The 26,988-nt window shown below is 62.2% G+C and carries 27 protein-coding genes; 15 read left to right on the forward strand and 12 right to left on the reverse strand.

The genetic code is table 11. From position 1 onward, the window contains the following. Nucleotides 1–113 precede the first annotated feature (113 nt). Nucleotides 114–455, forward strand: coding sequence for a carboxymuconolactone decarboxylase family protein (locus N5D61_RS03080; protein WP_108239170.1), 342 nt, complete (start codon nucleotides 114–116; stop codon nucleotides 453–455). A 117-nt stretch (nucleotides 456–572) separates the two neighbouring features. Here N5D61_RS03080 and N5D61_RS03085 read toward each other — a convergent pair whose 3' ends face one another. From N5D61_RS03085 to N5D61_RS03095, 3 genes are all read right to left on the reverse strand, one after another. Further along, nucleotides 573–1,436 (reverse strand): SDR family NAD(P)-dependent oxidoreductase, encoded by an 864-nt coding sequence (locus N5D61_RS03085; RefSeq protein WP_279890731.1) that lies wholly within the window; start codon nucleotides 1,434–1,436, stop codon nucleotides 573–575. A 63-nt stretch (nucleotides 1,437–1,499) separates the two neighbouring features. Next, on the reverse strand, nucleotides 1,500–2,072 hold the full coding sequence (locus N5D61_RS03090) for a TetR/AcrR family transcriptional regulator (protein ID WP_279890732.1): 573 nt from the start codon (nucleotides 2,070–2,072) through the stop codon (nucleotides 1,500–1,502). Between the two features lie 196 nt (nucleotides 2,073–2,268). Further along, complete coding sequence (locus tag N5D61_RS03095) at nucleotides 2,269–2,604, reverse strand: hypothetical protein (RefSeq protein ID WP_108239167.1); 336 nt, start codon at nucleotides 2,602–2,604, stop codon at nucleotides 2,269–2,271. Between the two features lie 286 nt (nucleotides 2,605–2,890). On the opposite strand from N5D61_RS03095, the gene N5D61_RS03100 reads away from it, so the two are divergent. Next, nucleotides 2,891–3,709 (forward strand): aldo/keto reductase, encoded by an 819-nt coding sequence (locus N5D61_RS03100; protein WP_347881573.1) that lies wholly within the window; start codon nucleotides 2,891–2,893, stop codon nucleotides 3,707–3,709. A gap of 20 nt (nucleotides 3,710–3,729) precedes the next feature. Here N5D61_RS03100 and N5D61_RS03105 read toward each other — a convergent pair whose 3' ends face one another. The 5 genes from N5D61_RS03105 to N5D61_RS03125 form a co-directional block, all read right to left on the reverse strand. Beyond that, complete coding sequence (locus N5D61_RS03105; protein ID WP_279890737.1) at nucleotides 3,730–4,806, reverse strand: nucleoside hydrolase; 1,077 nt, start codon at nucleotides 4,804–4,806, stop codon at nucleotides 3,730–3,732. A 95-nt stretch (nucleotides 4,807–4,901) separates the two neighbouring features. Continuing rightward, on the reverse strand, nucleotides 4,902–6,215 hold the full coding sequence (locus N5D61_RS03110) for an MFS transporter (protein ID WP_108240635.1): 1,314 nt from the start codon (nucleotides 6,213–6,215) through the stop codon (nucleotides 4,902–4,904). 380 nt (nucleotides 6,216–6,595) lie between these two features. Then, complete coding sequence (locus tag N5D61_RS03115; protein WP_279890740.1) at nucleotides 6,596–7,228, reverse strand: N-carbamoylsarcosine amidohydrolase; 633 nt, start codon at nucleotides 7,226–7,228, stop codon at nucleotides 6,596–6,598. Nucleotides 7,229–7,294: 66 nt separating this feature from the next. Beyond that, nucleotides 7,295–8,113, reverse strand: coding sequence for an alpha/beta hydrolase (locus N5D61_RS03120; protein WP_279890743.1), 819 nt, complete (start codon nucleotides 8,111–8,113; stop codon nucleotides 7,295–7,297). Beyond that, on the reverse strand, nucleotides 8,110–9,258 hold the full coding sequence (locus N5D61_RS03125; RefSeq protein ID WP_108240638.1) for an FAD-dependent monooxygenase: 1,149 nt from the start codon (nucleotides 9,256–9,258) through the stop codon (nucleotides 8,110–8,112). The genes N5D61_RS03120 and N5D61_RS03125 overlap by 4 nt, the downstream gene beginning before the upstream one ends. Before the next feature lie 340 nt (nucleotides 9,259–9,598). Between N5D61_RS03125 and N5D61_RS03130 the strand changes: the two genes are divergently transcribed. From N5D61_RS03130 to N5D61_RS03145, 4 genes are all read left to right on the forward strand, one after another. Then, entirely contained in the window at nucleotides 9,599–10,648 is a 1,050-nt protein-coding gene (locus tag N5D61_RS03130) for a 2,5-dihydroxypyridine 5,6-dioxygenase (RefSeq protein ID WP_279890745.1), read from the forward strand. A gap of 143 nt (nucleotides 10,649–10,791) precedes the next feature. Further along, nucleotides 10,792–11,250, forward strand: coding sequence for a MarR family transcriptional regulator (locus N5D61_RS03135; protein ID WP_279890747.1), 459 nt, complete (start codon nucleotides 10,792–10,794; stop codon nucleotides 11,248–11,250). A gap of 255 nt (nucleotides 11,251–11,505) precedes the next feature. After that, nucleotides 11,506–11,994, forward strand: a complete 489-nt coding sequence (locus N5D61_RS03140) for a (2Fe-2S)-binding protein (RefSeq protein WP_108576229.1) — start codon at nucleotides 11,506–11,508, stop codon at nucleotides 11,992–11,994. A 15-nt stretch (nucleotides 11,995–12,009) separates the two neighbouring features. Continuing rightward, entirely contained in the window at nucleotides 12,010–15,576 is a 3,567-nt protein-coding gene (locus N5D61_RS03145; RefSeq protein ID WP_279890753.1) for a molybdopterin cofactor-binding domain-containing protein, read from the forward strand. A 114-nt stretch (nucleotides 15,577–15,690) separates the two neighbouring features. Here N5D61_RS03145 and N5D61_RS03150 read toward each other — a convergent pair whose 3' ends face one another. The 4 genes from N5D61_RS03150 to N5D61_RS03165 all read right to left on the reverse strand — a co-directional run bounded on the left by N5D61_RS03150 (nucleotide 15,691) and on the right by N5D61_RS03165 (nucleotide 19,759). Continuing rightward, nucleotides 15,691–16,347: a TetR/AcrR family transcriptional regulator gene (locus N5D61_RS03150; protein ID WP_108239883.1), complete on the reverse strand. Its 657-nt coding sequence runs from the start codon at nucleotides 16,345–16,347 to the stop codon at nucleotides 15,691–15,693. Continuing rightward, nucleotides 16,344–17,687 carry a CDP-diacylglycerol--serine O-phosphatidyltransferase gene (pssA, locus tag N5D61_RS03155; protein WP_279890755.1) on the reverse strand — a complete coding sequence of 448 codons (1,344 nt, stop codon included), beginning with the start codon at nucleotides 17,685–17,687 and terminating at the stop codon, nucleotides 16,344–16,346. Before pssA ends, N5D61_RS03150 begins: the two co-directional genes overlap by 4 nt. Before the next feature lie 141 nt (nucleotides 17,688–17,828). Then, entirely contained in the window at nucleotides 17,829–18,149 is a 321-nt protein-coding gene (locus tag N5D61_RS03160) for an EscU/YscU/HrcU family type III secretion system export apparatus switch protein (protein WP_279890757.1), read from the reverse strand. Further along, nucleotides 18,149–19,759, reverse strand: coding sequence for a flagellar hook-length control protein FliK (locus N5D61_RS03165; RefSeq protein ID WP_279890759.1), 1,611 nt, complete (start codon nucleotides 19,757–19,759; stop codon nucleotides 18,149–18,151). The genes N5D61_RS03160 and N5D61_RS03165 overlap by 1 nt, the downstream gene beginning before the upstream one ends. A gap of 141 nt (nucleotides 19,760–19,900) precedes the next feature. Here N5D61_RS03165 and ccmA point away from each other — a divergent pair, with 141 nt between their 5' ends. From ccmA to ccmI, 9 genes are all read left to right on the forward strand, one after another. Next, on the forward strand, nucleotides 19,901–20,536 hold the full coding sequence (gene ccmA, locus N5D61_RS03170) for a cytochrome c biogenesis heme-transporting ATPase CcmA (protein WP_279890761.1): 636 nt from the start codon (nucleotides 19,901–19,903) through the stop codon (nucleotides 20,534–20,536). Continuing rightward, on the forward strand, nucleotides 20,533–21,204 hold the full coding sequence (gene ccmB, locus N5D61_RS03175; RefSeq protein WP_279891116.1) for a heme exporter protein CcmB: 672 nt from the start codon (nucleotides 20,533–20,535) through the stop codon (nucleotides 21,202–21,204). The genes ccmA and ccmB overlap by 4 nt, the downstream gene beginning before the upstream one ends. 117 nt (nucleotides 21,205–21,321) lie before the next feature. Then, nucleotides 21,322–22,125 carry a heme ABC transporter permease gene (locus N5D61_RS03180; protein ID WP_279890764.1) on the forward strand — a complete coding sequence of 268 codons (804 nt, stop codon included), beginning with the start codon at nucleotides 21,322–21,324 and terminating at the stop codon, nucleotides 22,123–22,125. Further along, on the forward strand, nucleotides 22,122–22,298 hold the full coding sequence (ccmD, locus tag N5D61_RS03185) for a heme exporter protein CcmD (RefSeq protein ID WP_108239878.1): 177 nt from the start codon (nucleotides 22,122–22,124) through the stop codon (nucleotides 22,296–22,298). Before N5D61_RS03180 ends, ccmD begins: the two co-directional genes overlap by 4 nt. Next, a complete protein-coding gene (gene ccmE, locus N5D61_RS03190; RefSeq protein ID WP_108239877.1) occupies nucleotides 22,295–22,762 on the forward strand; it encodes a cytochrome c maturation protein CcmE in 468 nt (155 codons plus the stop codon). The genes ccmD and ccmE overlap by 4 nt, the downstream gene beginning before the upstream one ends. A 3-nt stretch (nucleotides 22,763–22,765) precedes the next feature. Then, entirely contained in the window at nucleotides 22,766–24,739 is a 1,974-nt protein-coding gene (locus N5D61_RS03195; protein WP_108239876.1) for a heme lyase CcmF/NrfE family subunit, read from the forward strand. Then, nucleotides 24,736–25,272, forward strand: coding sequence for a DsbE family thiol:disulfide interchange protein (locus tag N5D61_RS03200; protein ID WP_279890769.1), 537 nt, complete (start codon nucleotides 24,736–24,738; stop codon nucleotides 25,270–25,272). The genes N5D61_RS03195 and N5D61_RS03200 overlap by 4 nt, the downstream gene beginning before the upstream one ends. Continuing rightward, nucleotides 25,269–25,775, forward strand: coding sequence for a cytochrome c-type biogenesis protein CcmH (locus N5D61_RS03205; protein WP_279890771.1), 507 nt, complete (start codon nucleotides 25,269–25,271; stop codon nucleotides 25,773–25,775). Before N5D61_RS03200 ends, N5D61_RS03205 begins: the two co-directional genes overlap by 4 nt. Beyond that, nucleotides 25,772–26,971, forward strand: coding sequence for a c-type cytochrome biogenesis protein CcmI (ccmI, locus tag N5D61_RS03210; protein WP_279890773.1), 1,200 nt, complete (start codon nucleotides 25,772–25,774; stop codon nucleotides 26,969–26,971). The genes N5D61_RS03205 and ccmI overlap by 4 nt, the downstream gene beginning before the upstream one ends. Nucleotides 26,972–26,988: the final 17 nt, after the last annotated feature.

The raw sequence follows: 26,988 nt of genomic DNA on the forward strand, positions 1-26,988 counted from the left end.
ATGAGACGTTCGAACAAAAAAATGAGTAAAACAGGCAAGTTCCACCAGCGCAACGGAGGGAAACTGGTCGTGTTCCCGGCGCAGTCTAGTCGCCGCTCTCAGGAGATACCACCATGTTCAGCAATTGGCCCGACCTCGTTTCCACCATCAAGAAATCCTTCGGTTCACTGTCCAAATCCAACCCGAAAATGGTCAAGGCCTACATGGCGCTGGGCGATGCCGCCGCGGAGAACAATGTCCTCGACGCCAAGACCCGCGAGCTGATTTCCATCGCGGTGGCGATCACTACCCGTTGCGACGGCTGTATCGGGGCCCACTCCGAAGCCGCCATCGCGGCGGGGGCCACTCGAGAAGAAGTGGCCGCGGCCCTGGCGACCGCCATCTCCCTGAACGCAGGTGCGGCCTACATTTACTCGATGCATGCGCTAGAGGCGTACGACGCCTTGAAGAAGTGAGGCGGTCCCGCTTCCCCGCAACACGGCTGAGCGGCGACGCGTCCCTCGGCCGTGTTGTTTGACTGCACGGGCTGGACGGCGCTGCCGTATTCCGTTTGGCGCAGTGCGCAGCGGCTGTCAGCTTTCGGGTAAGGCGGGCACGGGCCCGACGCAACTGAAATCTACCGATTCACTGACCTCTTTCCAGCGCTCGGCGGTGTCGGCCCTGTTCGCCTCTACGGGTGCCAGGTAGTGCCGCGCATCGCTTCCCAAGAGCAGACGCAGCGGTGGCTGGGGGTGTTCGACGAGCTTGAGAATCACTTGGGCGACCCGCTCAGGGTCGCTGTTTTCGTTGCCCATGATCGTCCGTAACAAGGCACGCATCTGGCCGACGTTCTGTTCATACGCCGACATGTAGGGCACGTCGCTGCCGCGGGCACGGACGGCCCATTGGGTGCGCATGCCGCCAGGCTCCAGGGTGGTCACGTGCACGCCCAGTGGCTTGAGCTCTGCAGCGAGCACATCAGAGAAACCGCCCACCGCCCATTTGGCCGACTGATAGGCGCTCAAGCCCACCGTGGCCATCCGTCCACCGACCGAGGAAATCTGTACGATCCGGCCCGCCCCCTGTTCCCGCAAGACCGGGACGGCGGCTCGGCACAGATTCACCACGCCGAAAAAGTTCGTCTCGAATTCCAGGCGGAAGTCCGCGTCGGCGATTTGCTCGAACGGCAACATGTGACCGAAGCCCGCGTTGTTGACCAGCACATCCAGCCGGCCAAAGGTCGACACCGCTGCGTCTACCGCCGCCTTGGCGGCGGAGGCGTCGGTGACATCCAGTTCAAATGGAAGGATGCGCGACGGGTAGCATTGCTTGAGATCCTCAAGGCGATCGATTTGACGGGCGGCGGCGAGCAGGCAGTCGCCTGATTGCAGCACGGCTTCGGCAATGTGGCGGCCAAGGCCACTGGCGCTGCCAGTGACTAACCAGACTTTAGACATGATGAACTCCTAGCAGGTGAATAAGGTTATGAGTAAGTAATCACTCATTTAAAAGCACATCTATCAGTCCTTTGCAATTGCATTCCAGTAAGCCTCGAAGCCTGCGTCGCAGTAGCGCTCGGCGTGCTCCGGTTCGTTGGTCATGAAGTCCATGGTGGTTTCTGCCAGCGACCGCATGATCGCGGCGATGAACGCCGTGGGCTGATCCCGCAGCACGCCGCGGGTGGTGCCTTCTTGCATGTGGCGCTGAATGTCGCCGAACGCCTCGCTTCCAGACCGTCGGCTCGCTTCGGTCAGGCGGTCGCACATCATCAGCAGAGCCATCGCTTTGCGTTCGAGAGGGTGGGCCACGCCCCAGTTGACGTAGGTGTGCCAGGCATGGTGCAAGCGGCGTTTGAGGTCTTGATCTTTCGGGTAACCCGGAATCATGGCATCGCGCAGTTGCGCTTTGACGTCCAGATACACCTGATTGAGGAGGTCGTCCTTGGTCTCGAAGTAGTTGAAGAGCGTGCCTTCGGATACACCCGCGCCTTTGGCAATCCTGGAGGTCGGTGCGCCGAGGCCCTGTTCGGCGAAAACGCGAACAGCGGATTTCACGAGTGCAGTACGCTTGTCTTCGCTTTTGGGACGAGCCATGGGAAATCAGGAATTGAGTGAGTAGTTACTCATTTATACGCCGGAGTTTCTCGGGTGACAAGCGGGTGGTGGACGCTTGGTCGGAAACTCCGGCACCAGGCAAGTCCTGGCAACTGCCGCGTCGTTCGTCAAACGGCAATGATCAACCTTGCGTCGAAAGGCAGCAGCCTGGGCCGGGCGGTCGTCCCGTAACGCATCAGCCGATCGAAGCGAGCCCGTCACCGGTCTCTGCCGGGTAGAACTCACCTTGTAAATTCAGCGTGTTCAAGCGCTGGCGCACCGTGTCTTCGATCTCGATAACCTGGTCCGGGTCGTCGATGTCATCCACCACCAGCCAGACACCGTGCAGGTTCTGGTCGTGGGTACCTTCGCTGAGCATGTCGTGGGTGTAGGCTTGGTTCGAGCGCCACAGGCACATTTCGTCTTCCCTATGGCCGCTCTCCGTGAGCGCTTCGGCAGAGGTCAGCCAGACTTCCTTGTAGGGGCGCAAATCCGCTTCGGCAAGTTCCTTGAGGGTGATCACTGTCTTCATTTCGGGCCTCCTGGGTCTGTGCATAACGTGTGACGCGTGCTCGCGCGCAGTGTTCCATCGTCCTGTGCCTGTGGGCCGATGGGCGGTTGAACCGATGCCGACAGCGGAGGGTCGATCAGTCATTGTCCGATCAGGAGGCACGGTCATGAGGGACTCGGCGCTGTTTACCCGTCGACGTTTGCTGAGAGTGGCTGCGGGGGTCTCGGCGGCGTTGGCGTTCGACGCACTGCCGGTCATGGCTGACGAACGAATAAAACCTTCAGGCAACAGCACAGGAGCCCGGAACATGTTGACCCGAGACATTCCCTCCAGCGCAGAGCCATTGCCGATGATCGGTGTCGGCACCTATCGCGGTTTCGACGTAGCGCCCGGTGACCCAGCGTATCAGGCGCTGCCTGAGGTGCTGTCCGAGTTGTTCAAGGCCGGCGGAACGGTGGTCGACAGCTCGCCCATGTACGGGCGAGCCGAACAGACCACAGGAGAGTTGCTGGCGATCCACCGGCCACGCTCGCCCGCCTTTCTCGCCACCAAAGTCTGGACCCGTGGCGCTCAAGCGGGCATTGCGCAGATGGAGGCGTCGTTTCGGCTGCTGCAGACAGATCGCATCGACCTGATGCAGATCCATAACCTGCTGGACTGGAAAGCCCACCTGCCGACATTGCGCCAATGGAAGGAACAGGGCCGTATTCGCTACATCGGCATCACCCATTACACCCCGTCGGCGTATGACGAAGTCGAAGCGGTCATCAAAGCCGAGCCACTGGACTTTCTGCAGATCAATTACGCGCTGGATGACCGCGCGGTTGAGTCGCGGTTGTTGCCCCTGTGCCGGGACCGCGGGGTGGCCGTCATCTGCAACCGGCCGTTTGGCGGTGGCGAGTTGCTCGGGCGCTTGCGGGGCAAGCCCTTGCCGGGGTGGGCGGGGGAGGTGCAAGCCAGCAGTTGGGCCCAACTGGCGCTGAAGTTTCTCATCGCTCATCCGGCGGTGACCTGTGCGATTCCTGGTACTGGAAACCCGAAGTACATGAAGGAGAACGCCACCGCCGCGCAGGGGCCGTTGTTGACCGATGCGCAGCGCCAGCAATTGATCGCGCTGGTGGGTTGAGCCAGCCGTGCCGACACGCCTCAGCGCTTGACCGGCACCGGCAGGGTGACCAGGTTGACGTACTCGTCCCAGAATTTTTTCTGATCCACCGCATACACCACCTTGGCTTTCTGGGTGCCCACCGGGGCGCCTTTCGCGTAGCCCAGCGAGCGGCCGTAATCCGGGCCGAAGTGGGTATCGATGTCCAGATTCAAGTCCTTGGAAGCGGTGACCAACTCCGGATACACGAGGTACAGGGCAGGCAGGCTGTCCCAGGTGAAGCTCTGATAATGGGGGTCCTTGTCGAATGCCGGACCGAGGACGGCTTTGTACAGGTCGGGAATGACACCGGGCTTGGCCACGATCCGCTTGTAGATCGACGCATCGAAGGTGACCTTCTCACACACGTCGTTGGGGAATACCACATGCTCGATCGGTGAGCGCAGGACGATCTTCGCCGCTTCGGGGTCGAACCACCAGTTGAACTCCGCGGCGGGCGTGGTGTTGCCGGGAATTTCGATGGCGCCCCCCATGTACACGATGCGCTTGATCAGCGGCACGATTTCCGGCGCACTGCGAATGGCCAGCGCGAGGTTCGTCAGCGGGCCGACGGCGAGGATCGTCACTTGGTGCGGGTTCTTCTTCACGCTGTCGATGATGAATTGAGTGGCCGATTCATCTCGCAAGCGGGTGTGACTGGCCAAGCCGTCTGGCGGTGCAACCAACTGCGCGGGCGACGTGGGGCGGGGATGTTTGAACGCCCCCGGCCATCCTGCACCGAACAGTGCTTTTTCCTGCTCGTAGGTGGCGAAGTCGTGCAGCAGCGGGTATGCCGCGCCGGAATATACGCCGATGTCCTTCTCCACTCCCATACGCTCGACGGCCTTGAGCGCATCGACCTGTTCCTGATCGACCCAGGCGTTGCCGCTGACCAGGGTCATGCCAAGCAGGTCGATGCGCTTCTGCGCGTGCAATTGCGCGAGCATGATGAAGGCCTGCCCATCGTCGTTGAGCACGTTGAAATCGGTGTCGAAAATAACTTTTTCCGCCGCCTGCAACGAGGTGGCGGACAGGCCCAGGGAGAGGGCCAGGGCGCAGCGTTTGAGGAATGCCTGCATGGGTGGGTTCCAGGGTTCGGGAAGGGAAGGGGGCTGAAAACGGTGGGGGCGCGTCTCGCCGACAACCTTCGGCCAGACGCCGTCCCACCCAACTTTCAGCGGTTGACGACCTTCGCAGGCAGCGCCACCACCAGCAGGCTGCTCAGCACCAGGCAGCCGGCGAAGAACCACAGCGCTCCCGCGCTGCTGCCCGTCACGTCGATGGCGATGCCCATCATCGAGTTGCTGACCAAACCGGCGATGTTGGCCAATGAGCATGCCAGGGCAAAACCGGTCGCTGCAGCGCGGCCCTTGAGGAAGGTCGCAGGCAGGCTGAAGAACACCGGTACCGCGCCGATGATGGCCGCCGAGGCGATGGCGAACAATGCCACGGTCGCCACCACGTTGTGGGTGAAGAACGGGCTGGCGGCCATGGCGACAGCGCCGACCCAGAAGGGCAGGATGATGTGCCAGCGACGCTCGCGGCGGCGATCCGAGCTGGCACCGATCATCAGCATCCCGATCAGCGCGGCGACACTGGGCAGGGCCGTCAGCACGCCAATGTGAAACGTATCGGTCACGCCGGCGTTCTTGATGAAGGTGGGCATCCAGAAACCCATGGCGTAGGCGCTGAGCAGGATCGAAAAGTCGATGCCGCCGAGCATCCACACCTTCAGGTTGAAGAAGCCGTCGCGAAACGTGTGCTTGCTGTCTTTGCCCTCCGCATCGTCCAGGCGCAGCTCACCATCCAGCAGGGTTTGCTCCTGAGTGCTCAGCCACTTGGCGTCTTTTGGCGCGTTGGGCAAAGCCCAGAACGTCAGGATGCCCAGCAGCACGCTGGGTATGCCTTCGATCAGGAACAGCCACTGCCAGCCGCGCAACCCGGCCGCTTGGTCGAAATGGCCCATGATCCAGCCTGACAGCGGCCCCCCGATGACACTCGACAACGGCAAGCCGATCATGAACAGCGCAATGATGCGGCCGCGGCGGTAGGTCGGAAACCACGTGGTCAGGTAGAACAAGACGCCTGGCAGAAATCCGGCTTCCGCAGCGCCCAGGAAAAAGCGCAGCACATAGAATTGCATCGGTGTGGTGACGAACAGGGTACACACCGACAAGGCGCCCCAGGTGATCATGATCCGGGCGATCCAGATCTTGGCGCCCACTCTCTCCAACACCAGGTTGCTCGGCACTTCGAACAAGATGTAACCGACGAAGAACAGCCCGGCACCCAGGCCGAAGGCGGTTTCGCTGAAGTGCAACTGGTCGAGCATCTGCAGCTTGGCGAAACCGATGTTGATGCGGTCCAGGTAGGCGGCCAGGTAGCAGAAACACAGGAAGGGAATGAGCTTCCAGGTGATCTTGTGATAAAGCGCTTTGATCGGATCCGCGGCGCTGGCCACGGAGGTTTCTACATTCGCAGAGGGCATGGGTTATCTCCTGGCAATTACAGGCTCGGTGCGAACCGCGATCGTCGCATCGTGCCTGTGGCCGGTGAACGCAGTGGCAGGTGATAGTGCCTGTGTTCGCTGCGTTCTCATACGGCCCTTTATGGTTTTTGTTAGCCGCACATCAAGTGCTTTGGCAAGCACCGAATGGCGACTTCCAAAGGCAGTGTCAGAAGACTGGACGGCGCACGCTGTCCAGTGGTGTGCGCATCCGGTTGCGCGACCCGTGCTCTGTGGCCGGGTTCTAATGGGGGCAGCTTTTTGCGGGAGCGCGCATGTCGGCGATGACGGGGTGGCATCCATCGCAAGGGTGACAAACCGACGGCTGTCGCGGGCAAGCGCGCTCCTGACGAAATTCCACGCTATTGGCTGAGCTGCTGAATCGCTTCCTGCTTGCTCACCACATCCCCGTATTTGCTGTCGATGTCGAACAGGTTCGCCTCATGCGGGTCGGGGTGACGGTCGCCCACGCATTCGCGCACGACAATGGTCCGAAACCCGTGTTGGACGGCATCCACCGCCGTCGCGCGGATGCAGCCGCTGGTCGAGCAGCCAGCCAGCACCACGGTGTCGATGCCTTGGGCATGGAGCATCGATGCCAGGGAAGTGCCGAAAAACGAGCTGGCGTACTGTTTGCTGATCACCACTTCCTCCGGCAACGGCAGGACCTCTTCGCAAAACGCCGCCAACGGATTGCCTTCGACCATGTCCTTCATCACTGGCGCTTTCTTCACCCACATGCCGCCATCAGCGAAGTGCGTCGGGTGGTAGCGGATGTTGGTGTGCACCACGGGAATGCCATGTTCCCGTGCACTGGCCAACAGCGCCACGCTTTCGGCGACGGCGCTGACCACCCCCGGCGCGAAAAGCGGTGCATCGGGTCGGGTGTAGCCTTGCATGAAGTCGATCATCAACAGCGCGGGTTTTTTCCCGAAGCCGATGCGATTACCCCATACGCCCTGATAATTGGCAGTGGCGGTTTGTTGTTCACTCATTCCGTTCTCCTTGGGAATACGGCGTGGAAGCTGAAGCAGGTTTCGTTGCCCGGAGGGACCAGGACCTCAAATCAGCGATGCGCCGAGAAAATCCCCGAACGCTGCGAAGAAGCCAGGCAGGTTGTCCCACGGGATCATGTGCCCGGCGTTTTCCACTCGAGCGATCAGAATCTTCGGTTGCAACTGCCGAATCTCGGCTTCGTCTTCCGGCAGAATCACGCCCCCGCGACCGGCCACGATCAGCAGGGCAGGCACGGGCAGGTGCGGCAGGTCGCGGTGGAAGTCCACGTCGTGGAAATCGTTGAATGCCCGCACGATGGCCGGCTCGTAGCAGGTGTGCAGCCACTCGGCGCGCAATTGCAATTGTTCCTCGGTCCAGGTCGGGCAGAACGCGCGCATCTCATCGGCATTCATGCCAGTCTGCGACTGTCGGATCGAATCGACGTACCACGGTAGCTTCGAGGGGTACTCCCGACGGCCGGGCCCGGAGACGGGTGGATCGATCAGCACCAGGCTTTTCAGACATTTGGCGTTGCGCACCGAGGTCCGTACCGCAAAGCGTGCGCCCATCGAATGGCCGACCAAATGATAGCTCGCGATGCCCATCGCTTCGGCGAAGGCGCTGATGTCATCGGCGCAGGTGTCGACGCTGTAATCCAGGTCCGGACCGGTGGAAGACAGGCCGCGTCCCCGGGCATCCAGCACGTAAGTGTCGAACTGTTCGCCCAGCGTTTCGGCAACGAACCCCCAGGTGACTGCCGGGCTGGTGATGCCGGGAATCAGGATCAGCGCCGGCTTGCCAGCGTGCTGGGTGCCGCCGTAGCGCAGGTAATGCTGGCGGATGCCGTTGGCGTGCACGTTGCCGCCACCCATGAACGTACTCATGCCGCCACCCCCGATTTCAGTGGCTGAGCGTACAGGTCGTAGCCGAACACCCAGGCGGGGTCTTCCTGAGTGCGCAGCCAGGTGTTGGCATTGGAGACCGCCTGTACGCGGGACGCCCGTTCCTTCCGGTTGGCTTCGTAGAGGGTGAAGGCGGTGCTGTAATCGGTCAGCCCGGTTTCCTGTAGGCAGCGGGTCAACATCGCGGCGTCTTCAATGGCCATGCCTGCGCCCTGAGCCATGTGAGGCTTCATCGGATGGCATGCATCGCCCAGCAGCACCAGACGTCCGCGGCTCCAGAGCGGCAGCGGGTTGCGGTTGAGCAGGGGCCACTTGGTCACCGTCTCGGTGGATTCGATCAGCGCCTGGACGGTGGGGTGGTAACCGGCGAAGGCTTCGTACATTTCTTCCTGGCTGCTGTCGACGAAATTACCGTCGAAGTCCCACGCCGGATGCGGCACGCCGGTTACGTAGTAATACTCGTCGCGTTTGCCCGTGGTGTGATAGACCATCATGTGACGATCCTCGCTCCACCACTTCACGCAGTTCTCGAAGTCCAGGTTGTACTTGGTCAGCACATCGCTGCGGATCAGGGCACGGTGAGCGACCCAACCGCTGTACAGCGGTTTTTCGACACCGAGCAATTCCTCGCGGATTTTCGAGTTGATGCCATCGGCACCGATCACGATATCCGCCTCGGCGTGGGTGCCGTCGGCGAAGTTCAGGCGTACGGACTGATCGCGTTCTTCAAGGCTGGTGAGGCATTTGCTGAAGTGCACGCTGCCTGGCGCCAGCGTCGACATCTGCAGCGCGTGCAAGTCGCCACGGTGCACGGTGATGTAGGCCGCCCCGTACTCCTTGCGGGAGAATTCGCCCAGTTTGATGCGTGAAAGATAGTCGCCGGTGGCGCCTTCTCGGCTGAACCAGAAGTCCGGATGCGAGCCCATGTCGCTCAAGTGTTGCTCGATGCCCATCCGGCGGAAGATTTTCATGATGTTCGGACCCATGTGGATCCCGGCACCGATGCGCGAGAACGCAGGCGCTTGCTCATAGACGTCCACTTCAAAGCCCGCTTGTTGCAACAGTGTGGCGGCAGCAGCGCCTCCCAGACCGGCTCCGACGATGGCGATTTTTTGCGTGGTTGGCATGGCGCGCTTCCTTTGAATGGCGTGATCATCGAATGGCGGGTGACGAAACATGTCATCGCCATATTGCGTTTTTTAAGTGTATACGCTGATTTTTTTAAAAGTGAATAGCTAATTCAAAAAAGACGCCACGACGTCGCAAACAGGCATGTCACCTTTATAAACCCTGTAAATACGAGGTCTGAGTAGATAGGTAACAAAGTGGCGTGCCTATTGCAGCCTCGCATCAATTGATGTCTTATCGCTTCTAATCAGTGTGTACGCTTTAAAAAATGCACTAGTCTGAAGCGCCATGCCTTGCAATGGTGCAGTGGGCAAGCAGCTCAATGACGAGGAGACGAAAATGCCGGTTAGCGATTGCGAATTGACCCAGATGTTCGAGCACGTGCTGAGTCTGTCGAAAGTCGACAGCACCCAGAGCGTGGCGGTACTCAAGAGCCACTATTCCGATGCGCGGACGGTGCGCGCGGCGATGGACGCCGCTCAGCGCCTCGGCGCGAAGGTGTACGCGGTGGAGTTGCCATCGTTCAACCACCCCAAAGCAATGGGCAACGACATGACCGCCTACTGCGGCGACACTGCGCTGACCGGGAATCTCGCTGCGCAGCGGGCGCTGGAGGCGGCCGACTTGATCGTCGACACCATGATGCTGTTGCACTCGCCCGAGCAGGAACAGATTCTCAAGACCGGCACGCGCATTCTGCTCGCCGTGGAGCCGCCTGAAGTGCTGGCGCGGATGCTGCCGACGCTGGCTGACAAAGAGCGAGTGTTGGCAGCGGAGCGCGTGTTGAAGTCCGCGCGTTCGATCCATGTGAAGTCCCGTGCGGGCAGCGATTTCCGCGCGCAGTTGGGGCAGTACCCGTCGGTGACCGAATACGGTTTCGCTGACGAGCCGGGGCGGTGGGATCATTGGCCCAGCGGCTTTTTGTTTTCCTGGCCCAACGAAGAAACGGCGGAAGGAACGCTGGTCATTGACGTGGGCGATATCGTGCTGCCGTTCAAGACCTACTCCCGCGAGCAGATCACGCTGGAGATCGAAAAGGGTTTCATCACCCGCATTCACGGCGGGTTCGAAGCGGAATACCTGCGCGATTACATGAAGTATTTCAACGACCCGGAGGTCTACGGCATTTCCCACATTGGCTGGGGCTTGCAGCCGCGTGCGCAGTGGACGGCCATGGGTCTGCACGACAAGAACGACGGCATGTGCATGGACGCGCGAGCGTTCTATGGCAACTTCCTGTTCTCCACCGGGCCGAACACCGAAGTCGGCGGCACCCGCAAGACCCCATGCCACCTGGACATTCCGCTGCGCCATTGCGACATCTACCTGGATGACCAGGCGGTGGTATTGGCGGGGGATGTAGTGGCGCCGGAGGCTTCGAAGGCCTGAGACACGGCGTGCAGCCGAGCCTGGATCGAGGGACGTGTGCGCACTTTCGCGGTCGCGATCCGGGCGGCTCGTAAGACTCCCTTTAAGTGCTCGCACCCGTTAATGTACTCACCACTCCCTACAGGTCGCCGAACGAGTCATCCGTGTCCACTGACAACCTTTCCAATCACGATAAGTCCTACACCTTTTCTGAGCAGGTGGGCCATTTACTGCGCAAGGCTTACCAGCGGCATCTGGCGATTTTCCAACAGAATGTCGGCGATTCGCAGCTGACGGCCGTGCAGTTCGTGACGCTGTGTGCCCTCCGCGACCATGGTCCGAGTTCCCAGACCGAACTGGTCAAGGCCACCGCCGTCGATCAGGCGACCATCCGCGGTATCGTCGACCGCCTCAAGGCCCGTGATCTGATCAGTCTCGATCCAGACCCTCAGGACCGGCGCAAAGTCATCTGCAGCCTCACCGCCAGCGGCCTGCAGTTGGTGCAGGAAACCGTACCGCGCGCGGCGCAGATCAGCGAAATCACCCTCAGTCGGCTCAACCCGGCAGAGCGTGTAGCGGTGTTGTTTTTGCTGCGCAAATTGATCGACGAGCCAGAAGAGTAGGCGCCTCCCTCCAGCGCCTGTCGGCATCTCACGCCGCACGAACGCTCACCGCTGAACGCCCTCGACCCGCTCCTGCCCAAGACGCAGGGGCACTGATAGGTTCGGGGGTTGCCGCGTAGCGAACGGAAAACCCTTTCACTGCAGAACTCCCTTTTCCTACAGCAATTTCCCCACTGGCACATTTCCTGCTCGCTTTTCATGAAGTGAATACTTCATTAAAAGCCGTGCGCCGTCAGTAACACTCGAGGAAATGCAATGAGCGATCAACAGGCAGCGGGGGAGATGACCCTGACGCTCCAAGTCAATGGCCAGGCCACCTCGGTCACCGCCATGGGGGACACGCCGCTGCTGCTGGTGCTGCGCAACGACCTACAGCTCAACGGCCCGAAATACGGCTGTGGTCTGGGCGAGTGCGGTGCGTGCACGGTGATCATCGACGGTGTCGCGGCCCGCTCATGTGTATTCCCGCTTGCGGGTGCGCAGGGACGAGACATCACCACCTTGGAGGGGATCGGTTCCCGCGATTGCCCTCATCCGGTGCAGCAGGCGTTCATCGACGAGCAGGCCGCGCAATGCGGCTATTGCATGAACGGCATGATCATGACGGCCAAGGCCTTGCTCGACCGCAACCCGCACCCCAGCGAAGCCGAGATCCGCAGCGAGCTCTCGGCGAACCTGTGCCGTTGCGGCACTCACATCGAAATTCTGCGTGCGGTCATGCGGGCCGCCCGCCACCCGCTCTGAACGGACCCGTCTCTCATGACCCAGACCCTGCCCACCCGCGATTTCCTGTTGGCCAAGAACGGCGTTCTGCTCGTGGTCGACGACATCCTTCCGCCATCAGGCCCGGTCGCCAAGGGCGGCACGCCTACGGTCAAGCCCAAGGAGCTGGGGTTGTTCATCGCCATCAACGACGACAGCACGGTCTACGCGTTCAACGGCCATGTGGACCTGGGGACCGGCATTCGGACCTCGCTGGCGCAAATCGTCGCCGAGGAACTGGACCTGCGGATGGACCAGGTCACGATGGTGCTGGGCGATACCGAACGCGCCCCGAACCAAGGTGCGACGATTGCTAGCGCGACCCTGCAGATTTCCGCCATCCCGTTGCGCAATGCGGCGGCCGAGGCCCGACGCTTCCTTTTGAACAAAGCCGCTGAGCGCTGGGGCGTCGGCGCTGAAACATTGGGGATCGAGCAAGGCGTGATCAAAGGCGGCGATGGGCGGGCGGTGGCCTTTGGGGAGTTGCTGGTCGATCAGCACATCGAGCTGCGCATCTCAGGCGACGCACCGCTCAAGCGCCTCGAAGACTACAAGCTGGTCGGCACCGTGGCGGCGCGGGTGGACATTCCCGGAAAGGCCACCGGCGAATTGACCTACGTTCATGACATGCGTCTGCCGGACATGCTCCACGGCCGGGTCGTTCGCCCGCCCTATGCCGGTTACGACACCGGCGAGTTCGTAGGCACCAGCTTGCTGAGCGTCGACGAGTCGTCCATTGCGCACATTCCCGGCATCGTCAAGGTCGTGGTGATCGGCGATTTCGTTGGCGTGGTGGCGATGCGTGAAGAGCAGGCCGTCAAAGCCGCCGAGGCGCTGAGCGTCAGTTGGAAGCCCTGGCGGCATCTGGCGCCGGATATGACGGATATCGAACAGGCCATCCGCGACAACCCGCGCGTGCAACGGGTGGTGCTGGACAAGGGCGATGTCGACCAGGCCCTGGCTGAAGCCAGCGAGCGGATGACCCGCACTTACCTGTGGCCCTACCAGATCCACGGCTCGATCGGACCGTCCTGTGGCCTGGCGGACTACCGTGAAGACGGCATCCGCATCTGGTCCGGCACCCAGAACCCCCACATGCTGCGGGCCGATATCGCCTGGCTGCTGGAGTGTCCGGAAGAGCGGATCGAGATCATTCGCATGGAGGCCGCGGGCTGTTACGGCCGTAACTGCGCGGACGACGTGTGCGCCGATGCGGTATTGCTGTCCAAGGCTGTTGGCCGTCCGGTGCGCGTCCAACTGACCCGCGAACAGGAACATGCGTGGGAACCGAAGGGGACGGCGCAACTGATGGAGGTCGATGGCGGCCTCGACGGCAACGGCGGTGTCGCCGCTTACGACTTCACCTCCAGCTACCCCTCGAACAACTCGCCCACGTTGGCATTGCTGCTGACCGGGCGGGTCGAACCGGTGCCGGTGATGTTCGAGATGGGGGATCGCACCTCGATTCCGCCGTACGACATCGACCACATGCGGGTGACCATCAATGACATGGCGCCCATCGTGCGGGCATCCTGGATGCGCGGTGTGTCGGCCTTGCCCAACACCTTTGCCCATGAATCGTACATCGATGAGTTGGCCTTCGCTGCCGGCGTCGACCCCGTGGAGTACCGGCTGCGTTATCTGCACGATGACCGGGCATCGGATCTGGTCAAGGCCACCGCCGAGCGGGCGCAGTGGTCGCCGCGCACGCAGCCGATGCAGACGCCGGAACAGGATGGCGTGCTACGCGGACGGGGCTTTGCCTATGCGCGCTACATCCACAGCAAGTTTCCCGGGTTCGGCGCAGCGTGGGCGGCCTGGGTCGCGGACGTCGCCGTTGACCGGCACACCGGCGATGTGTCGGTCACGCGGGTGGTGATCGGTCACGATGCCGGAATGATGGTCAACCCCGCTGGGGTTCAGCACCAGATCCACGGCAACGTGATTCAATCCACCAGTCGTGTGCTCAAGGAACGGGTGACGTTCGAGGAGTCCACCATTGCCAGCAAGGAATGGGGCGGCTATCCGATTCTGACCTTCCCGGAGGTGCCGAAGGTCGACGTCATGATGATGCCGCGCCAGACCGAACCGCCGATGGGGGCGGGGGAGTCGGCATCGGTGCCGAGCGCTGCGGCCATTGCCAACGCCATTTATGACGCCACCGGCATCCGTTTTCGCGAGTTGCCCATCACCCCTGAACGCGTCCTCGCGGCGTTGAAAAGTGCCGGGGACGCGGCCAATGGCGCACCACCGGCATCCCCCAAGGCCAAGCGCTCGAAATGGCTGTTCGGTTCGTTGTTCGCGGCATTGGGTGCGGCACTGGGCATGGCTGCGACGGCGTTGCCTTGGCGCGCTGAAATCGCCCCCATCACGCCACCTGCCGCAGACACCTGGTCGGCCGCGACGCTCGAGCGTGGCCGTTTACTTGCTGCGGCTGGCGACTGTGCGGTCTGCCACACTGCGCCAGGCGGTATCAGGAATGCCGGTGGGCTGGCGATGCAGACGCCGTTTGGCACCTTGTACAGCAGTAACATCACGCCCGACCCTGAGACCGGCATCGGCAAGTGGTCCTATCCGGCCTTCGAGCGGGCAATGCGCGAGGGCATCAGCCGTGACGGCAAGCATTTATACCCGGCATTCCCTTACACGGCGTTTCGCAATATCGACGATGCGGACATGCAGGCGCTGTACGCCTACCTGATGGCCCAAGCGCCAGTCAAACAGGTGCAACCGGCCAACGACCTGCGTTTCCCCTTTAGCCTGCGCCCGCTGATGGCTGGCTGGAACGCGCTGTTCCTGCGCAGCGGCGAAGTGCAGGCTCAGCCCCAGCGCAGCGAGCAATGGAATCGCGGACAGTACCTGGTCAACGGTCTGGGCCATTGTGCGGCGTGCCATTCGCCGCGCAATGTCATGGGCGCGGAAAAAGGCGGTGCGTCGTTTCTTGCCGGGGGGACAGTGGACGGCTGGGAAGCGCCCGCGCTCAACGGTCTGTCGAAAGCACCGACGCCTTGGACCGAAGACCAATTGTTCAATTACCTCAGTACGGGCTACTCCGATGCCCACGGGGTCGCGGCCGGTCCGATGGGGCCGGTGGTGGCCGAATTGTCGAAATTGCCCAAATCGGACGTGCGAGCGATGGCGGTCTACCTCGCCTCGCTGAACGGCTCGGCAACGGCGACCGCATCGGCCGCCGCACCCGAGCCGCAGCCCCGTGTTTCCGTGCAGTCGCTGAGCAACGGTCAGCGCGTATTCGAAGGTGCCTGTCAGGGGTGTCACGCCGATGGTCAAGGCCCGAAATTGTTCGGCGTAAGCCCGTCGTTGGCCACCAACACCAATGTGCACAGTGCCTTGCCCGACAACCTGATCAAAGTGATTCAACAGGGCATTGCCAATCCGGCGACGCGGGACCTGGGCTACATGCCCGGCTTCAAGGACAGCCTCACTGACACGCAGATCAGTGATCTTGCCGCCTATCTGCGCAGTCGTTTCGCGCCGAATGAGCCGCAGTGGACAGGGTTGCCGGAACGAGTGGCGTATCTGAAGGCCAATCCCGGAACCCATTGACCCCACAAAAATCTCTGGGGGCCCGCTCGCCTGCGATCGGAGTGTGTCAAACGACATACTCCGATCCGTGCCAGCGGCATCCCGGGCAAGCGCGCTCTTGGAGGTTGATTCGCGTTAAATCGTGGATTCAGGCAACACCCGAACCCCACGTACCACCAAATCCTGAATGAACACCAGCCAATCCTGCCGCTGCCCCTGGGCACCCATGTCCTGGCCGAGGAATGAAGTGAGGGTGTGCAGGTTGGAGTTATAGAAGTAGCACAGCGAGGCGATCATCAGGTACACGTGCTTGATGTCGACATCCTGGCGGAACAGTCCCTGCTGTTGGCCCGCTTCGATGATCGGGCGCAGTACGCCCACCGCTTCACCGGACAACCTTCGCAATTCGCTGGACTGCCGGGCGTGCTTGCCCTTGTGCAGGTTCTCGATGCTGAGGATGGCGACAAATTCCGGGTGGGTGACGTAATAATCCCAAACGAACGCCACCAGTTGGCGCAAGGTCTGCTCCGGGGTCGAAGGGTCCAGCTGCAACGTGCTTTCGGCCTGGTTGAAGCGTTCGTAAGTGTGTTCGAGCACCTTCACGAACAGCTTTTCCTTGCTGCCGAAGTAGTAATAGATCATCCGGTCGTTGGATTCGGCCTGCGCTGAAATCTTCTCGATCCGCCCACCCGAATAACCGTCGCGGGTGAACACAGTGATCGCCGCTTGCAGAATTCGCGCGCGGGTCTCTTCGGCCTGCTGGGCGCGCACCCCTGTGTTCTTGCCCATCAGAGGATCCGGTACAGCAAGCGCTCGACACGGACCCGGCTGACCCGACGCAGAAACGTGCGCACGCCCGTCGGGTATTCGCTGAGGGTATCGAGCTCATCGAACTTGCCGACGCGATGCGTATTGCGCATCAGTTGCCTGATTTCTTCGGCGCGGGGGGCAAGCCATTCGCTTCTGGGGTCGTCGATCAGTACCGCGTTTTCCAGGTCGAGCTGGAAGGCCCGTGGATTGAGGTTATTGCCGGTGAGCAAGGTGTAACGCTCGTCGGACCACAATCCTTTCAGGTGGAAGGTGTGATCGCCGTCTTTCCACAAGTGGATATTCAACGCTTGTTTCTCGACAGCGGCCTGATGCTTTTGCATGAACCGGCGCAGGCTGATTTCGTAGAGATAGGGCAGCGCGGAAATGACCTTGAACGGTTCCTGCGGCGGGATGAAGAAATCGTTTGCGGTCTTGTCACCGATGATGATGTCGATGGTCACCCCGCGTTTGAGCGCCCGGTTGATTTCTCGTTTGACCGCCAGCGGCATATTGAAATATGGGGTGCACAGCGTCAGATGGTGGCGCGTCTGGGCGATCAGTTCGCAGATCACTTTGCTCAGCGCGTTCTTGTTGCCGATGCCCAGCAGGGGGATAAGGCGCAATTCACCGTTTTCGCGAATGCCTTCGCTGACGTCGTAGCTGGCGCGCTTGAGCCGTTGACGGAACTGCCGGATCTCGCCGCGAAGGCTGCGTGACGAGGGGGGCGAGGGCAGGTCCAGGCGATGCACGGCCTCGGAAGGCAGAATCTCCTGATGCACCAGGCGCAGAAATGCATCGGCCAGCGCCTTGTTTTCCAGCAGTTGGTAGCGGTCCAGGCGGTATTTGCCCAGCTTGTGCAGGTAGACGTTGTTGATGCTGGCACCGGTGTAGATCACGCAGTCGTCGATCACGCTGCCTTTGAGGTGCAGCACGCCGAACAGCTCGCGGGTCTGCACAGGCACGCCGTAGATCGGCACCTCCTGGTCGTGCTCCAGATTCTGCGCCTGATACCAGGCCGCGTTGCCGGCTTGTTTGCCTGCGCCGATCAGCCCGCGTTGCGCGCGGAACCAGTCGACCAGCACCACCACCTCAAGCTCTGGGCGCGCAGTCTTGGCCGCATACAGGGCATCGAGGATCTCCTGACCGGCTTCGTCCTGCTGGAGGTAGAGCGCCACGATGCAGATGCGCCGGGTCGCCGAAGCAATCTTTTCCAGCAGCATGCGCCGGTAGTCGGCAGCGCTTGGCAAGAGGGTGAGCGCCGCGCTGGGCGCTTCGAAACCGCGCAGCGCTGCAAGGGTGGAACGTCGGAAGGGAGCCCGCATAAGCCTCTCGAGGGATCGGAAATCAACAGCGCACGAGCTTACACCAGAGTGTGCCGTGTGGTGGGTTTGGCAGCAGGATCGATTGGCCGTTCAATGCAATCCGGTGGTTCGCATCTGGCCGTCGCCTGCCCTCCAAAGCGGTCAAGGGGGCGTGATGTCCCGCTCCACCGGCGCCGGATCTGGATTGAATCCAGTCGGGTACTTCCCCTTCAAGCGCCAGGCGAAGGCGATGATTTCTGCAATCGTCAGATACAATTCCTGAGGAATGCTGTCACCCAGCTCCATTCGGGCGAGCAGGGTCACCAGTTCGGCGTTTTCGTAGATGGGCACTTTGTATTCCCGGGCGATCGCCAGGATGGCCTCGGCCAGGGCATCGTCCCCTTTCGCCGTCAGGGTGGGCGCCTGATGGCCGTCATAGTTCAGGGCCACGGCCTGACGCGGTTGCTGTTCGGGCGTTGTCATCAGGCGTTCTCGTCAATCCAGCGTTGTTCCAGTACCGGTCGCCCGCCTTGGGTCGGGGCGCCGCGGCTGCATGTCAGGTCCTTGACGTTCAGGCCGCAGGCCACCAGCCTCGCTCGCAGATTCTCCAGTTCGGAGGCGATCAGCTGGGCAGCGCCTTCCCGTTCAGCCCACATCTGGCTCGACAGGCTGCCCCCCACCAACTGCGCCTGGACCTGCAGCGGCCCCAGCGGCTCGAGGTCGAACGCCAGCTCGACCCGCCAGAGCTTTTCCTTTTCCTTGGGAGGGGTCACCGCGTCGGGGGTGTCTTCACGCTCCGCAGTGTCTTCACGCTGCAGCTTGACTTGCAGCGGCACCACGTCATGGGCGTTGCGCATGGGAATTTCCAGTTGCCAGGTGGTCACTTGGGTGCCATCGGCGTTGGTGCGCGTCTGCTCCAGCCCGCCCAACTGGTGGCTTTGCAGGCGTGAGATGGCGCCCGCTGCCAGCTTGAGCAGGGTTTCCAGGTCGTCCGGGTTCTGCGGGCTGCCCAGGGTTCTCGCCGGCAATGGGAAATGCGTCGGCGTGTTCGGCGCGGCCACCAGGCCCAGGGTTCCCAGCGCATTGCGCACGAACCCCGGCATCGCGCGGGCCAAGGTGTTGGCGGCCGCTGCATCGTTATAGGTCACGTTCCCGGGCACGCCGGGAAGGATTTGCGCAATGACGCGCAGCAGGTTGGCTTTCAGGTCCGGTATCAGCGTCGGGTTTTCCCCGGCAAGCAAGCGCGACTCCATGAACAGTCCGCTGGCGTTAAGGGCCTGGGCGACGCCTTTGGCGGTGGTGAGTTGTTGCAGGTCCGGAAGGTCGGCGAACAATTGCTCGATGCTGGCGCGTAATGACGGTGTCAGCGGATCCGGCGCCGTCGTGGAGGGCGGCGGCAGGTTCTGCAGCGCGGCGAACAGACTTTGCAGGGACGCCTGACGGCTTTGCTGGGTCGACAATTGCTGGGCCAGGGCCAACTCGTCGAGGCGATCCGGCAGGGCAATGAAGTTCAGCGCCTGGCTGCTCTGCACCTGGGCGGTCAACAGGCTGCCCACCCGCAGCGCTTGCGGGCTGTCCACGGTCAGGCTGCTGCCGGCCAGGGCCGTGTTGAGCAACAGGACGATCGAGCGATAGGTCGCTGCGGCGCCCGGCTGGCTGGCCAATTGCGCGACATTTTGCGCCACCACCTGCGTGGTCAGCACCTTGCCTTGCAGCAAGGTGCCAGCAGGAAGCTGCCGGGTGTCGATCTGCGTCAGGCTGTTGGCGATTGCTTTTTGCAGGTCCTGCAGGCTGATGGTCAGCGTATCCGCCGAGCCCTGGGCCACGTTCACTGTCGTGCCCGGCGTCAACGGCAGCGAGCTGCTGACGGGGAGGGTGGTCTGGCGCCCGCTGTCCATCGTCAATTTCAGCAACAGCTGGAAATCCTGGCCCAATTGTCTGAGGCTGACCACTTCGGCGTTGGCCACCTGGCCCGCATTCAACAAGCCTTCCCGAGGCTCCACCAGCTTGAGGACTTCCCCGGCGGGCACGCCCGCGCGTAGCAGTGCGGTGGCGGCGGCAACGGGTGCAAGATTGGGTATATCGCCTGTCATCAGATCCCGACTCGGTAAAATTGCGCTCTGGAGGGCTCAAGCTGGCATAATCCAGCACTCGCTAAGCTGCAACAAAGTATAACGGCCGCTGCGCCCTTGACTTGAACGGCTGCCTACCTGCCATCCGAAAAGAAGGTCCCCATGTCGATCCCCGTTCTGGAAGCCACAGGGCTCGCGTGCGAGCGCGACTGGCGACTGTTGTTCGAGCACCTCGATCTGCGCCTCTCGGCCGGGGACATGGTGCAGATCAGCGGCCCCAACGGCAGCGGCAAAACCAGCCTGTTGCGCCTGCTCAGCGGCCTGATGCAGCCCACCGCAGGTGATGTGCTGCTGGACGGTAGCCCCATGGCCGCGCAGCGAAGCAATCTGGCGCACCACCTGTTATGGATCGGCCATGCAGCAGGGATCAAGGACGTGCTCACGCCCGTCGAAAACCTCACCTGGCTCTGCGCGCTTCACCACCGGCTGGACACGGCACAGATCTGGAGCGCCCTCGAAGCCGTTGGACTGCGCGGCTTCGAAGATGTGCCGTGTCACACCTTGTCCGCCGGACAAAAGCGCCGGGTCGCGTTGGCCAGGTTGTTCCTGCCGGGGCCGGGGTTGTGGATGCTCGACGAGCCGTTCACCGCGCTGGACAAGCAGGGTGTGGCGCAATTGGAGGAGCACTTGGCGGTGCATTGCGAGCAGGGCGGCGTGGTGGTCTTGACGACGCACCATGTGCTGAGCCGCAAGCCGGCCACCTATCGCGATCTGGATCTGGGGCAATGGGCCGTATGAGTCATGTCTTCGCTTCGCTGATCGCCCGCGAAGCCCGGTTGCTGTTTCGTCGCCCCGCTGAATTGCTCAATCCGCTGGTGTTCTTCGCGATTGTCATCGCCCTGTTTCCGCTGGCGGTAGGGCCGCAGGCACAATTGCTGCAGACGCTGTCGCCTGGGCTGATCTGGGTGGCGGCCCTGTTGTCGGTCTTGCTGTCGCTGGACGGCCTGTTTCGCAGTGACTTCGAAGACGGCTCGCTGGAACAATGGGTGTTGTCACCGCACCCGCTGGCGCTATTGGTGCTGGCCAAGGTGCTGGCCCACTGGGCCTTTTCTGGCCTGGCGCTGGTGCTGTTGTCGCCGCTGCTGGCGCTCATGCTGGGGTTGCCCACGGCGTGCCTTCCCGTATTGTTAGGGTCATTGATGCTGGGCACGCCGGTATTGAGCCTGCTCGGGGCAGTGGGGGCTGCGTTGACGGTTGGGCTCAAGCGCGGCGGTCTGCTCTTGGCGCTGCTGATTCTGCCGTTGTACATCCCGGTGCTGATTCTGGGCAGCGGAGCCCTGCAAGCTGCACTTGAGGGCATGCCTGCGACCGGCTATCTGCTTTGGCTTGGCAGCCTGACAGCACTCGCTATAACGCTGACACCTTTTGCAATTGCCGCTGGCTTGAAAATCAGCGTTGGCGAATAATCGATTTCTGATCGATCGGACAACTTTTCTGCGGGTAACCCTGGTGACGCTTCGGACCACAGAAGCGCACGTACATGAAAGAGCCTTGATGAACAGCATGATGATAAAGGCGGCGCAATGAACACGCGCGCCAAGACGAAGACCGGCATCGGTTGGGCCTGGTTTCACAAGTTGGGGTCGCCCAAATGGTTTTACGGCATCAGCGGTCGCCTGTTGCCATGGCTGAGCATCGCCGCCGCGTTGCTGATCGCCATCGGCGTGGTCTGGGGCCTGGCGTTTGCGCCGCCGGATTACCAGCAAGGCAACAGTTTTCGGATCATTTATATCCATGTCCCGTCGGCGATGCTCGCGCAATCCTGCTATGTGATGTTGGCGGTCTGCGGCGTGGTCGGGCTGGTCTGGAAAATGAAGATGGCCGACGTCGCCCTGCAATGCGCGGCCCCCATCGGTGCCTGGATGACCGCTTTGGCGCTGGTCACCGGGGCCATCTGGGGCAAACCGACCTGGGGCTCGTGGTGGGTCTGGGACGCGCGGCTCACGTCGATGCTGATTCTGCTGTTCCTGTACTTCGGCCTGATTGCATTGGGTAACGCCATCAGCAACCGCGACAGCGCGGCCAAGGCGTGTGCGGTGCTGGCCATCGTCGGCGTGGTCAACATTCCGATCATCAAATATTCCGTGCAATGGTGGAACACGCTCCATCAGGGCGCCACGTTCAGCCTCACCGAAAAGCCGGCGATGCCCGCCGAGATGTGGCTGCCGCTGCTGTTCACCGCGCTGGGGTTCTACTGTTTCTTCGGCGTTGTGCTGCTGCTGCGCATGCGCCTGGAGGTGCTGAAGCGCGAGTCCCGTGCCACCTGGGTGAAGGATGAAGTGCAAAAGACCCTCGGCGGGCGTGCCGTCGAAGGAGGAGGGCGATGAGCTTCGATTCCTTCAGCGCCTTTCTCGCCATGGGCAAGCACGGGCTATTCGTGTGGAGCGCCTACGGCATCTGCTTCACCGTACTGGCCATCAATATTGTTTCACCCTGGCTGGCGCGTCGGCGTTACCTGCAACAAGAGGCGCGTCGCTTGCGCCGGGAGAGCACTACGTGAATCCGCTTCGAAGAAAGCGCCTGATGATCATTCTGGCCATCCTGGCTGGGGTGGGCATCGCCGTGACGCTGGCGCTCAGCGCTTTGCAGGAAAACATCAACCTGTTCTATACCCCAACGCAAATCGCCAGTGGCGAAGCCCCCCACGACACCCGCATCCGCGCCGGGGGGATGGTGGAAAAGGGTTCGCTACAGCGCTCCGCCGACTCGCTGGACGTAACCTTCGTGGTCACGGATTTCAACAAGGCCGTGACCATTCATTACCGGGGGATTCTGCCGGACCTGTTTCGCGAAGGGCAGGGCATCGTCGCGTTGGGCAAACTCAACGCCGACGGCGTGGTGATGGCCGATGAGGTGCTGGCCAAGCACGATGAAAAATACATGCCGCCCGAGGTGACCAAGGCCTTGAAAGACAGCGGCCAGCCAGCGCCCGGCGCAACTTCCCTCCCGGCAAAACAGGGGTAAACCATGATTCCCGAACTCGGTCATCTGGCGATGATCCTTGCCCTGTGTTTTGCCGTGGTGCAGGCCGTGGTGCCGTTATTGGGCGCCTGGCGCGGTGATCGCCTGTGGATGAGCCTGGCCCGTCCCGCCGCCTGGGGCCAATTCACGTTCCTGCTGTTTGCGTTCGGCTGTCTGACCTGGTCGTTCATGGCCGATGATTTTTCGGTGACCTACATCGCCGAGAACTCCAACAGCGCCTTGCCGTGGTATTACAAGTTCAGCGCTGTCTGGGGTGCCCATGAAGGGTCGTTGCTGCTTTGGGCACTGATTCTGGGGGGCTGGACCTTCGCCGTGTCGGTGTTTTCACGCCAATTGCCACAAGTGATGCTGGCGCGCGTGCTGGCCGTGATGGGCATGATCAGCACCGGTTTTCTGCTGTTTCTGATCCTCACCTCCAACCCGTTCAACCGCCTGCTGCCACAGATGCCCCAGAACGGCCGCGACCTCAACCCCCTGCTGCAGGACCCTGGGCTGATCGTCCATCCGCCAATGCTCTACATGGGCTACGTCGGGTTTTCGGTGGCCTTTGCGTTTGCCATCGCCGCCTTGCTCGGCGGTCGGCTGGATGCCGCATGGGCCCGCTGGTCGCGGCCATGGACCATCGTTGCCTGGGCCTTTCTCGGCATCGGCATCACCTTGGGGTCCTGGTGGGCCTATTACGAGCTGGGTTGGGGAGGCTGGTGGTTCTGGGACCCGGTGGAAAACGCCTCGTTCATGCCCTGGCTGGTCGGCACCGCGTTGATCCACTCGCTGGCCGTCACGGAGAAGCGCGGCGTGTTCAAAAGCTGGACCGTGCTGCTCGCCATCGCCGCCTTTTCATTGAGCCTTTTGGGAACCTTCCTAGTGCGCTCCGGCGTCCTGACGTCGGTTCACGCCTTCGCGTCCGATCCGGCACGCGGCGTGTTCATCCTGGTGTTCCTGCTGATGGTGGTGGGCGGTTCGTTGACCCTGTTCGCGGTTCGCGCGCCGGTGGTGAAAAGTCATGTGGGTTTCGGTCTGTGGTCACGGGAAACCCTGCTGCTCGGCAACAATCTGGTGTTGGTGGTCGCGGCGTCGATGATTCTGCTCGGCACCCTGTACCCCCTGGTGCTGGACGCTTTGAGCGGGGCGAAGATGTCCGTCGGTCCGCCGTATTTCAACGCCCTGTTCGTGCCGCTGATGGCCGTGTTGATGCTAGTCATGGCAATCGGCGTGCTGGTTCGCTGGAAAGACACGCCGCTCGCCTGGCTGCTGGGCATGCTCACGCCAGTGTTGATCGGCAGCGCGGTGCTGGGGGGAGTAGCCAGCCTTGCCATGGCCGATTTCCATTGGGCGGTGCTGGCGACCTTCTTCCTCGCGGCCTGGGTATTGCTGGCCGGCATTCGTGACCTGCTGGACAAGACCCGCCACCGAGGGCTATTCAAGGGCATGCGGGGCTTGACCCGCAGCTATTGGGGCATGCAGCTGTCGCACCTCGGCATTGCGGTGGTCGCGCTGGGTGTCGTGCTGTCGAGCCAAAGCAGTGCGGAGCGGGATTTGCGCCTGGCGCCGGGAGATTCGGTGGAGCTGGGCGGTTACACCTTCGTGTTCGAAGGGGCCAGGCACCTTCAAGGCCCGAACTTCACATCCGATCAGGGCACGATCCGCGTTTTGGACGCTGGCAAGGAAGTCACCGTCCTGCACCCGGAAAAACGCCTGTATACGGTGCAGCGCTCGATGATGACAGAAGCCGGTATCGACGCAGGCTTGACCCGTGATCTCTACGTTGCGTTGGGTGAACCGTTGGACAACGGCGCCTGGGCGGTGCGGGTGCACGTCAAACCTTTCGTGCGGTGGATCTGGTTCGGCGGCCTGATGACGGCGCTGGGCGGTGTGCTGGCCGCGCTGGACAAGCGCTATCGGGTCAAAGTGAGGGCGAAGGTGCGCGAAGCGTTGGGGCTGTCGGGGGCTGCGGTATGAAGCGTTGGGTGTTGGTGATTCCCCTGCTACTGTTTTTGGGCTTGGCGGGGGTGCTTTACAGGGGGCTTTATCTGGACCCCTCGGAGCTGCCGTCAGCGTTGATCGGCAAGCCGTTTCCGGCGTTTTCGCTGCCCGCGGTGCAGGGCGGCCAACCCCTGACGCGGGCGAACTTGCTGGGCAAACCGGCCCTGGTGAACGTCTGGGGCACCTGGTGCGTGGCCTGCCGTGTCGAGCATCCTGTGCTGACGCGGCTGGCGCAACAGGGGGTGGTGATCTACGGCGTCAACTACAAGGACGTTAACGCCGATGCGCTGAAGTGGCTCAAGGATTTTCACGATCCTTACCAACTGAACATCAACGACGAAGCCGGGAGCCTGGGGCTGAACCTGGGCGTCTATGGCGCGCCGGAGACCTTCCTGATCGACCGCAACGGCATCATCCGCTACAAGCACGTCGGTGTGATCGATGACGCGGTGTGGCGTGAAAAACTCGCCGGCTTGTATCAGGGGCTGGTGGATGAGGGCGCGCAATGAATGGCCTGATGCAGGTCCTGCTGAATAGCTGCGGCAGTCGAGTCTGTGTCGTGCTGTGGGTTGTGCTCGGGTGGGTCGGCACTGCCCACGCCGCCATCGACGCTTACACCTTCAAGGACGACGCCGAACGTGCCCGGTACACCGAACTGACGCGCGAGCTGCGCTGCCCCAAGTGCCAGAACCAGGACATCGCCGACTCCAATGCGCCCATCGCCGCCGATCTGCGTAAAGAGATCTATCGCATGCTGGGCGAGGGGCAGAGCAATCAGCAGATCATCGACTTCATGGTCGACCGCTATGGGGAGTTCGTGCGTTACAAGCCTGAGCTCAACGCCCATACCTGGTTGCTCTGGTTCGGCCCCGCGGGCCTGTTGCTGGGCGGGATGGTGCTGATCGGCGTGATCGTCGCTCGGCGTCGCCACCAGCGCGCTGAAGGTCCCCTTGAGCTTTCCGACGAGGAGCGTCAGCGCCTCGCCCATCTGTTGGATAACAAACCCGAATGATCGATTTCTGGCTAGCGGTCAGCCTGCTGTTGCTGGTGGCCTTGAGTTTCCTGTTGATCCCCCTGATGCGTGGTCGCCGCGCCCAGCCTGAAGAAGACCGTACGGCCCTCAACGTCGCGTTGTACCAGGAGCGTCTGGCCGAGTTGCAACAGCAGCAGGCCGAAGGCGTGCTGTCGGTCGCGCAGATGGACAGTGGGCGCGCGGAGGCAGCGCGTGAGCTGCTGGCGGATACGGAAGGCGCGGCTCCTGAGCGGACAGCGCGTCTGGGCAAACCGTTGCCGGTGCTCGCGGCATTGTCAGTGCCGCTCATTGGGCTCGCGTTGTACTTGCACTTTGGAGCTGCCGACAAAGTGGAATTGACCCGCGAGTTCGCTCAGCCACCGGCTTCACTGGCGCAGATGACCGATCGGCTCGAGCGGGCGGTCAAGGCTCAACCGGACTCAGCGGAGAGCCTTTACTTCCTCGCCCGGACCTACATGGCGCAGGATCGCCCCGCTGACGCCGCGGCCATGTTCGAGCGCGCCGTCGGTCTGGCAGGGCGGCAACCGGAGTTGCTGGGGCAATGGGCCCAGGCGCTGTATTTTGCAGGCAACAAGGCCTGGACGCCGCGAATTCAGACCTTGGCCGATGAGGCCTTGACGCTTGATCCCAAAGAAGTGACCAGCCTGGGCCTCAAGGGCATCAATGCCTTTGAAAGCCAGCATTTTCGGGACGCGGTGGACTACTGGACGCGGCTGCTGGCCGCGTTGCCGCCCGATGACCCCTCCCGAGCCGCGCTTGAGGGGGGCATCGCACGGGCCCGCGAGAGCGCTGTGCAGCGGGGTGAAGCGCCGCCAGCGCCTGCCACTGCCGCTGCAGCGCGTTTGAGTGTAAGGGTCAGCCTGGCGGAGGCCTTGAAAGACAAGGTCCAGCCCGGCGACACGGTATTCGTCTTCGCTCGCGCCGTGTCCGGTCCCCCTGCGCCGTTGGCGGTCAAGCGGGTCACCGTGGCGGACCTGCCGGTGGAGGTGCAACTGACCGACGCCGACGCGATGGTGCCGCAGCTGAAACTGTCCAACTTTCCGGAAGTCCAACTCGTGGCCCGGGTCTCCAGGGCGGGCCAGCCCACCTCGGGAGAGTGGGTCGGGCGCAGCCAGCCGTTGCCCAGCAACGTGACGGCCCGACAGGCCCTGACCATCGACAGCCCCGATCAATAGCGCGCGTAGCGCTTGGT

Source organism: Pseudomonas sp. GD03842 (assembly GCF_029841165.1).
GTDB lineage: Bacteria > Pseudomonadota > Gammaproteobacteria > Pseudomonadales > Pseudomonadaceae > Aquipseudomonas.

Excerpts from the sequence above, each read along its gene's own strand:
- N5D61_RS03115 (WP_279890740.1), bottom strand. The coding sequence starts at position 7,228 with ATGAGTGAACAACAAACCGCCACTGCCAATTATCAGGGCGTATGGGGT.
- N5D61_RS03100 (WP_347881573.1), top strand. The coding sequence starts at position 2,891 with ATGTTGACCCGAGACATTCCCTCCAGCGCAGAGCCATTGCCGATGATC.
- N5D61_RS03105 (WP_279890737.1), bottom strand. The coding sequence starts at position 4,806 with ATGCAGGCATTCCTCAAACGCTGCGCCCTGGCCCTCTCCCTGGGCCTG.
- ccmD (WP_108239878.1), top strand. The coding sequence starts at position 22,122 with ATGAGCTTCGATTCCTTCAGCGCCTTTCTCGCCATGGGCAAGCACGGG.
- ccmB (WP_279891116.1), top strand. The coding sequence starts at position 20,533 with ATGAGTCATGTCTTCGCTTCGCTGATCGCCCGCGAAGCCCGGTTGCTG.
- N5D61_RS03130 (WP_279890745.1), top strand. The coding sequence starts at position 9,599 with ATGCCGGTTAGCGATTGCGAATTGACCCAGATGTTCGAGCACGTGCTG.
- ccmI (WP_279890773.1), top strand. The coding sequence starts at position 25,772 with ATGATCGATTTCTGGCTAGCGGTCAGCCTGCTGTTGCTGGTGGCCTTG.
- N5D61_RS03095 (WP_108239167.1), bottom strand. The coding sequence starts at position 2,604 with ATGAAGACAGTGATCACCCTCAAGGAACTTGCCGAAGCGGATTTGCGC.
- N5D61_RS03205 (WP_279890771.1), top strand. The coding sequence starts at position 25,269 with ATGAATGGCCTGATGCAGGTCCTGCTGAATAGCTGCGGCAGTCGAGTC.
- N5D61_RS03180 (WP_279890764.1), top strand. The coding sequence starts at position 21,322 with ATGAACACGCGCGCCAAGACGAAGACCGGCATCGGTTGGGCCTGGTTT.
- N5D61_RS03140 (WP_108576229.1), top strand. The coding sequence starts at position 11,506 with ATGAGCGATCAACAGGCAGCGGGGGAGATGACCCTGACGCTCCAAGTC.
- N5D61_RS03145 (WP_279890753.1), top strand. The coding sequence starts at position 12,010 with ATGACCCAGACCCTGCCCACCCGCGATTTCCTGTTGGCCAAGAACGGC.
- N5D61_RS03090 (WP_279890732.1), bottom strand. The coding sequence starts at position 2,072 with ATGGCTCGTCCCAAAAGCGAAGACAAGCGTACTGCACTCGTGAAATCC.
- N5D61_RS03110 (WP_108240635.1), bottom strand. The coding sequence starts at position 6,215 with ATGCCCTCTGCGAATGTAGAAACCTCCGTGGCCAGCGCCGCGGATCCG.
- pssA (WP_279890755.1), bottom strand. The coding sequence starts at position 17,687 with ATGCGGGCTCCCTTCCGACGTTCCACCCTTGCAGCGCTGCGCGGTTTC.
- N5D61_RS03165 (WP_279890759.1), bottom strand. The coding sequence starts at position 19,759 with ATGACAGGCGATATACCCAATCTTGCACCCGTTGCCGCCGCCACCGCA.
- N5D61_RS03120 (WP_279890743.1), bottom strand. The coding sequence starts at position 8,113 with ATGAGTACGTTCATGGGTGGCGGCAACGTGCACGCCAACGGCATCCGC.
- N5D61_RS03125 (WP_108240638.1), bottom strand. The coding sequence starts at position 9,258 with ATGCCAACCACGCAAAAAATCGCCATCGTCGGAGCCGGTCTGGGAGGC.
- N5D61_RS03200 (WP_279890769.1), top strand. The coding sequence starts at position 24,736 with ATGAAGCGTTGGGTGTTGGTGATTCCCCTGCTACTGTTTTTGGGCTTG.
- N5D61_RS03080 (WP_108239170.1), top strand. The coding sequence starts at position 114 with ATGTTCAGCAATTGGCCCGACCTCGTTTCCACCATCAAGAAATCCTTC.
- N5D61_RS03160 (WP_279890757.1), bottom strand. The coding sequence starts at position 18,149 with ATGACAACGCCCGAACAGCAACCGCGTCAGGCCGTGGCCCTGAACTAT.
- ccmA (WP_279890761.1), top strand. The coding sequence starts at position 19,901 with ATGTCGATCCCCGTTCTGGAAGCCACAGGGCTCGCGTGCGAGCGCGAC.
- N5D61_RS03195 (WP_108239876.1), top strand. The coding sequence starts at position 22,766 with ATGATTCCCGAACTCGGTCATCTGGCGATGATCCTTGCCCTGTGTTTT.
- N5D61_RS03085 (WP_279890731.1), bottom strand. The coding sequence starts at position 1,436 with ATGTCTAAAGTCTGGTTAGTCACTGGCAGCGCCAGTGGCCTTGGCCGC.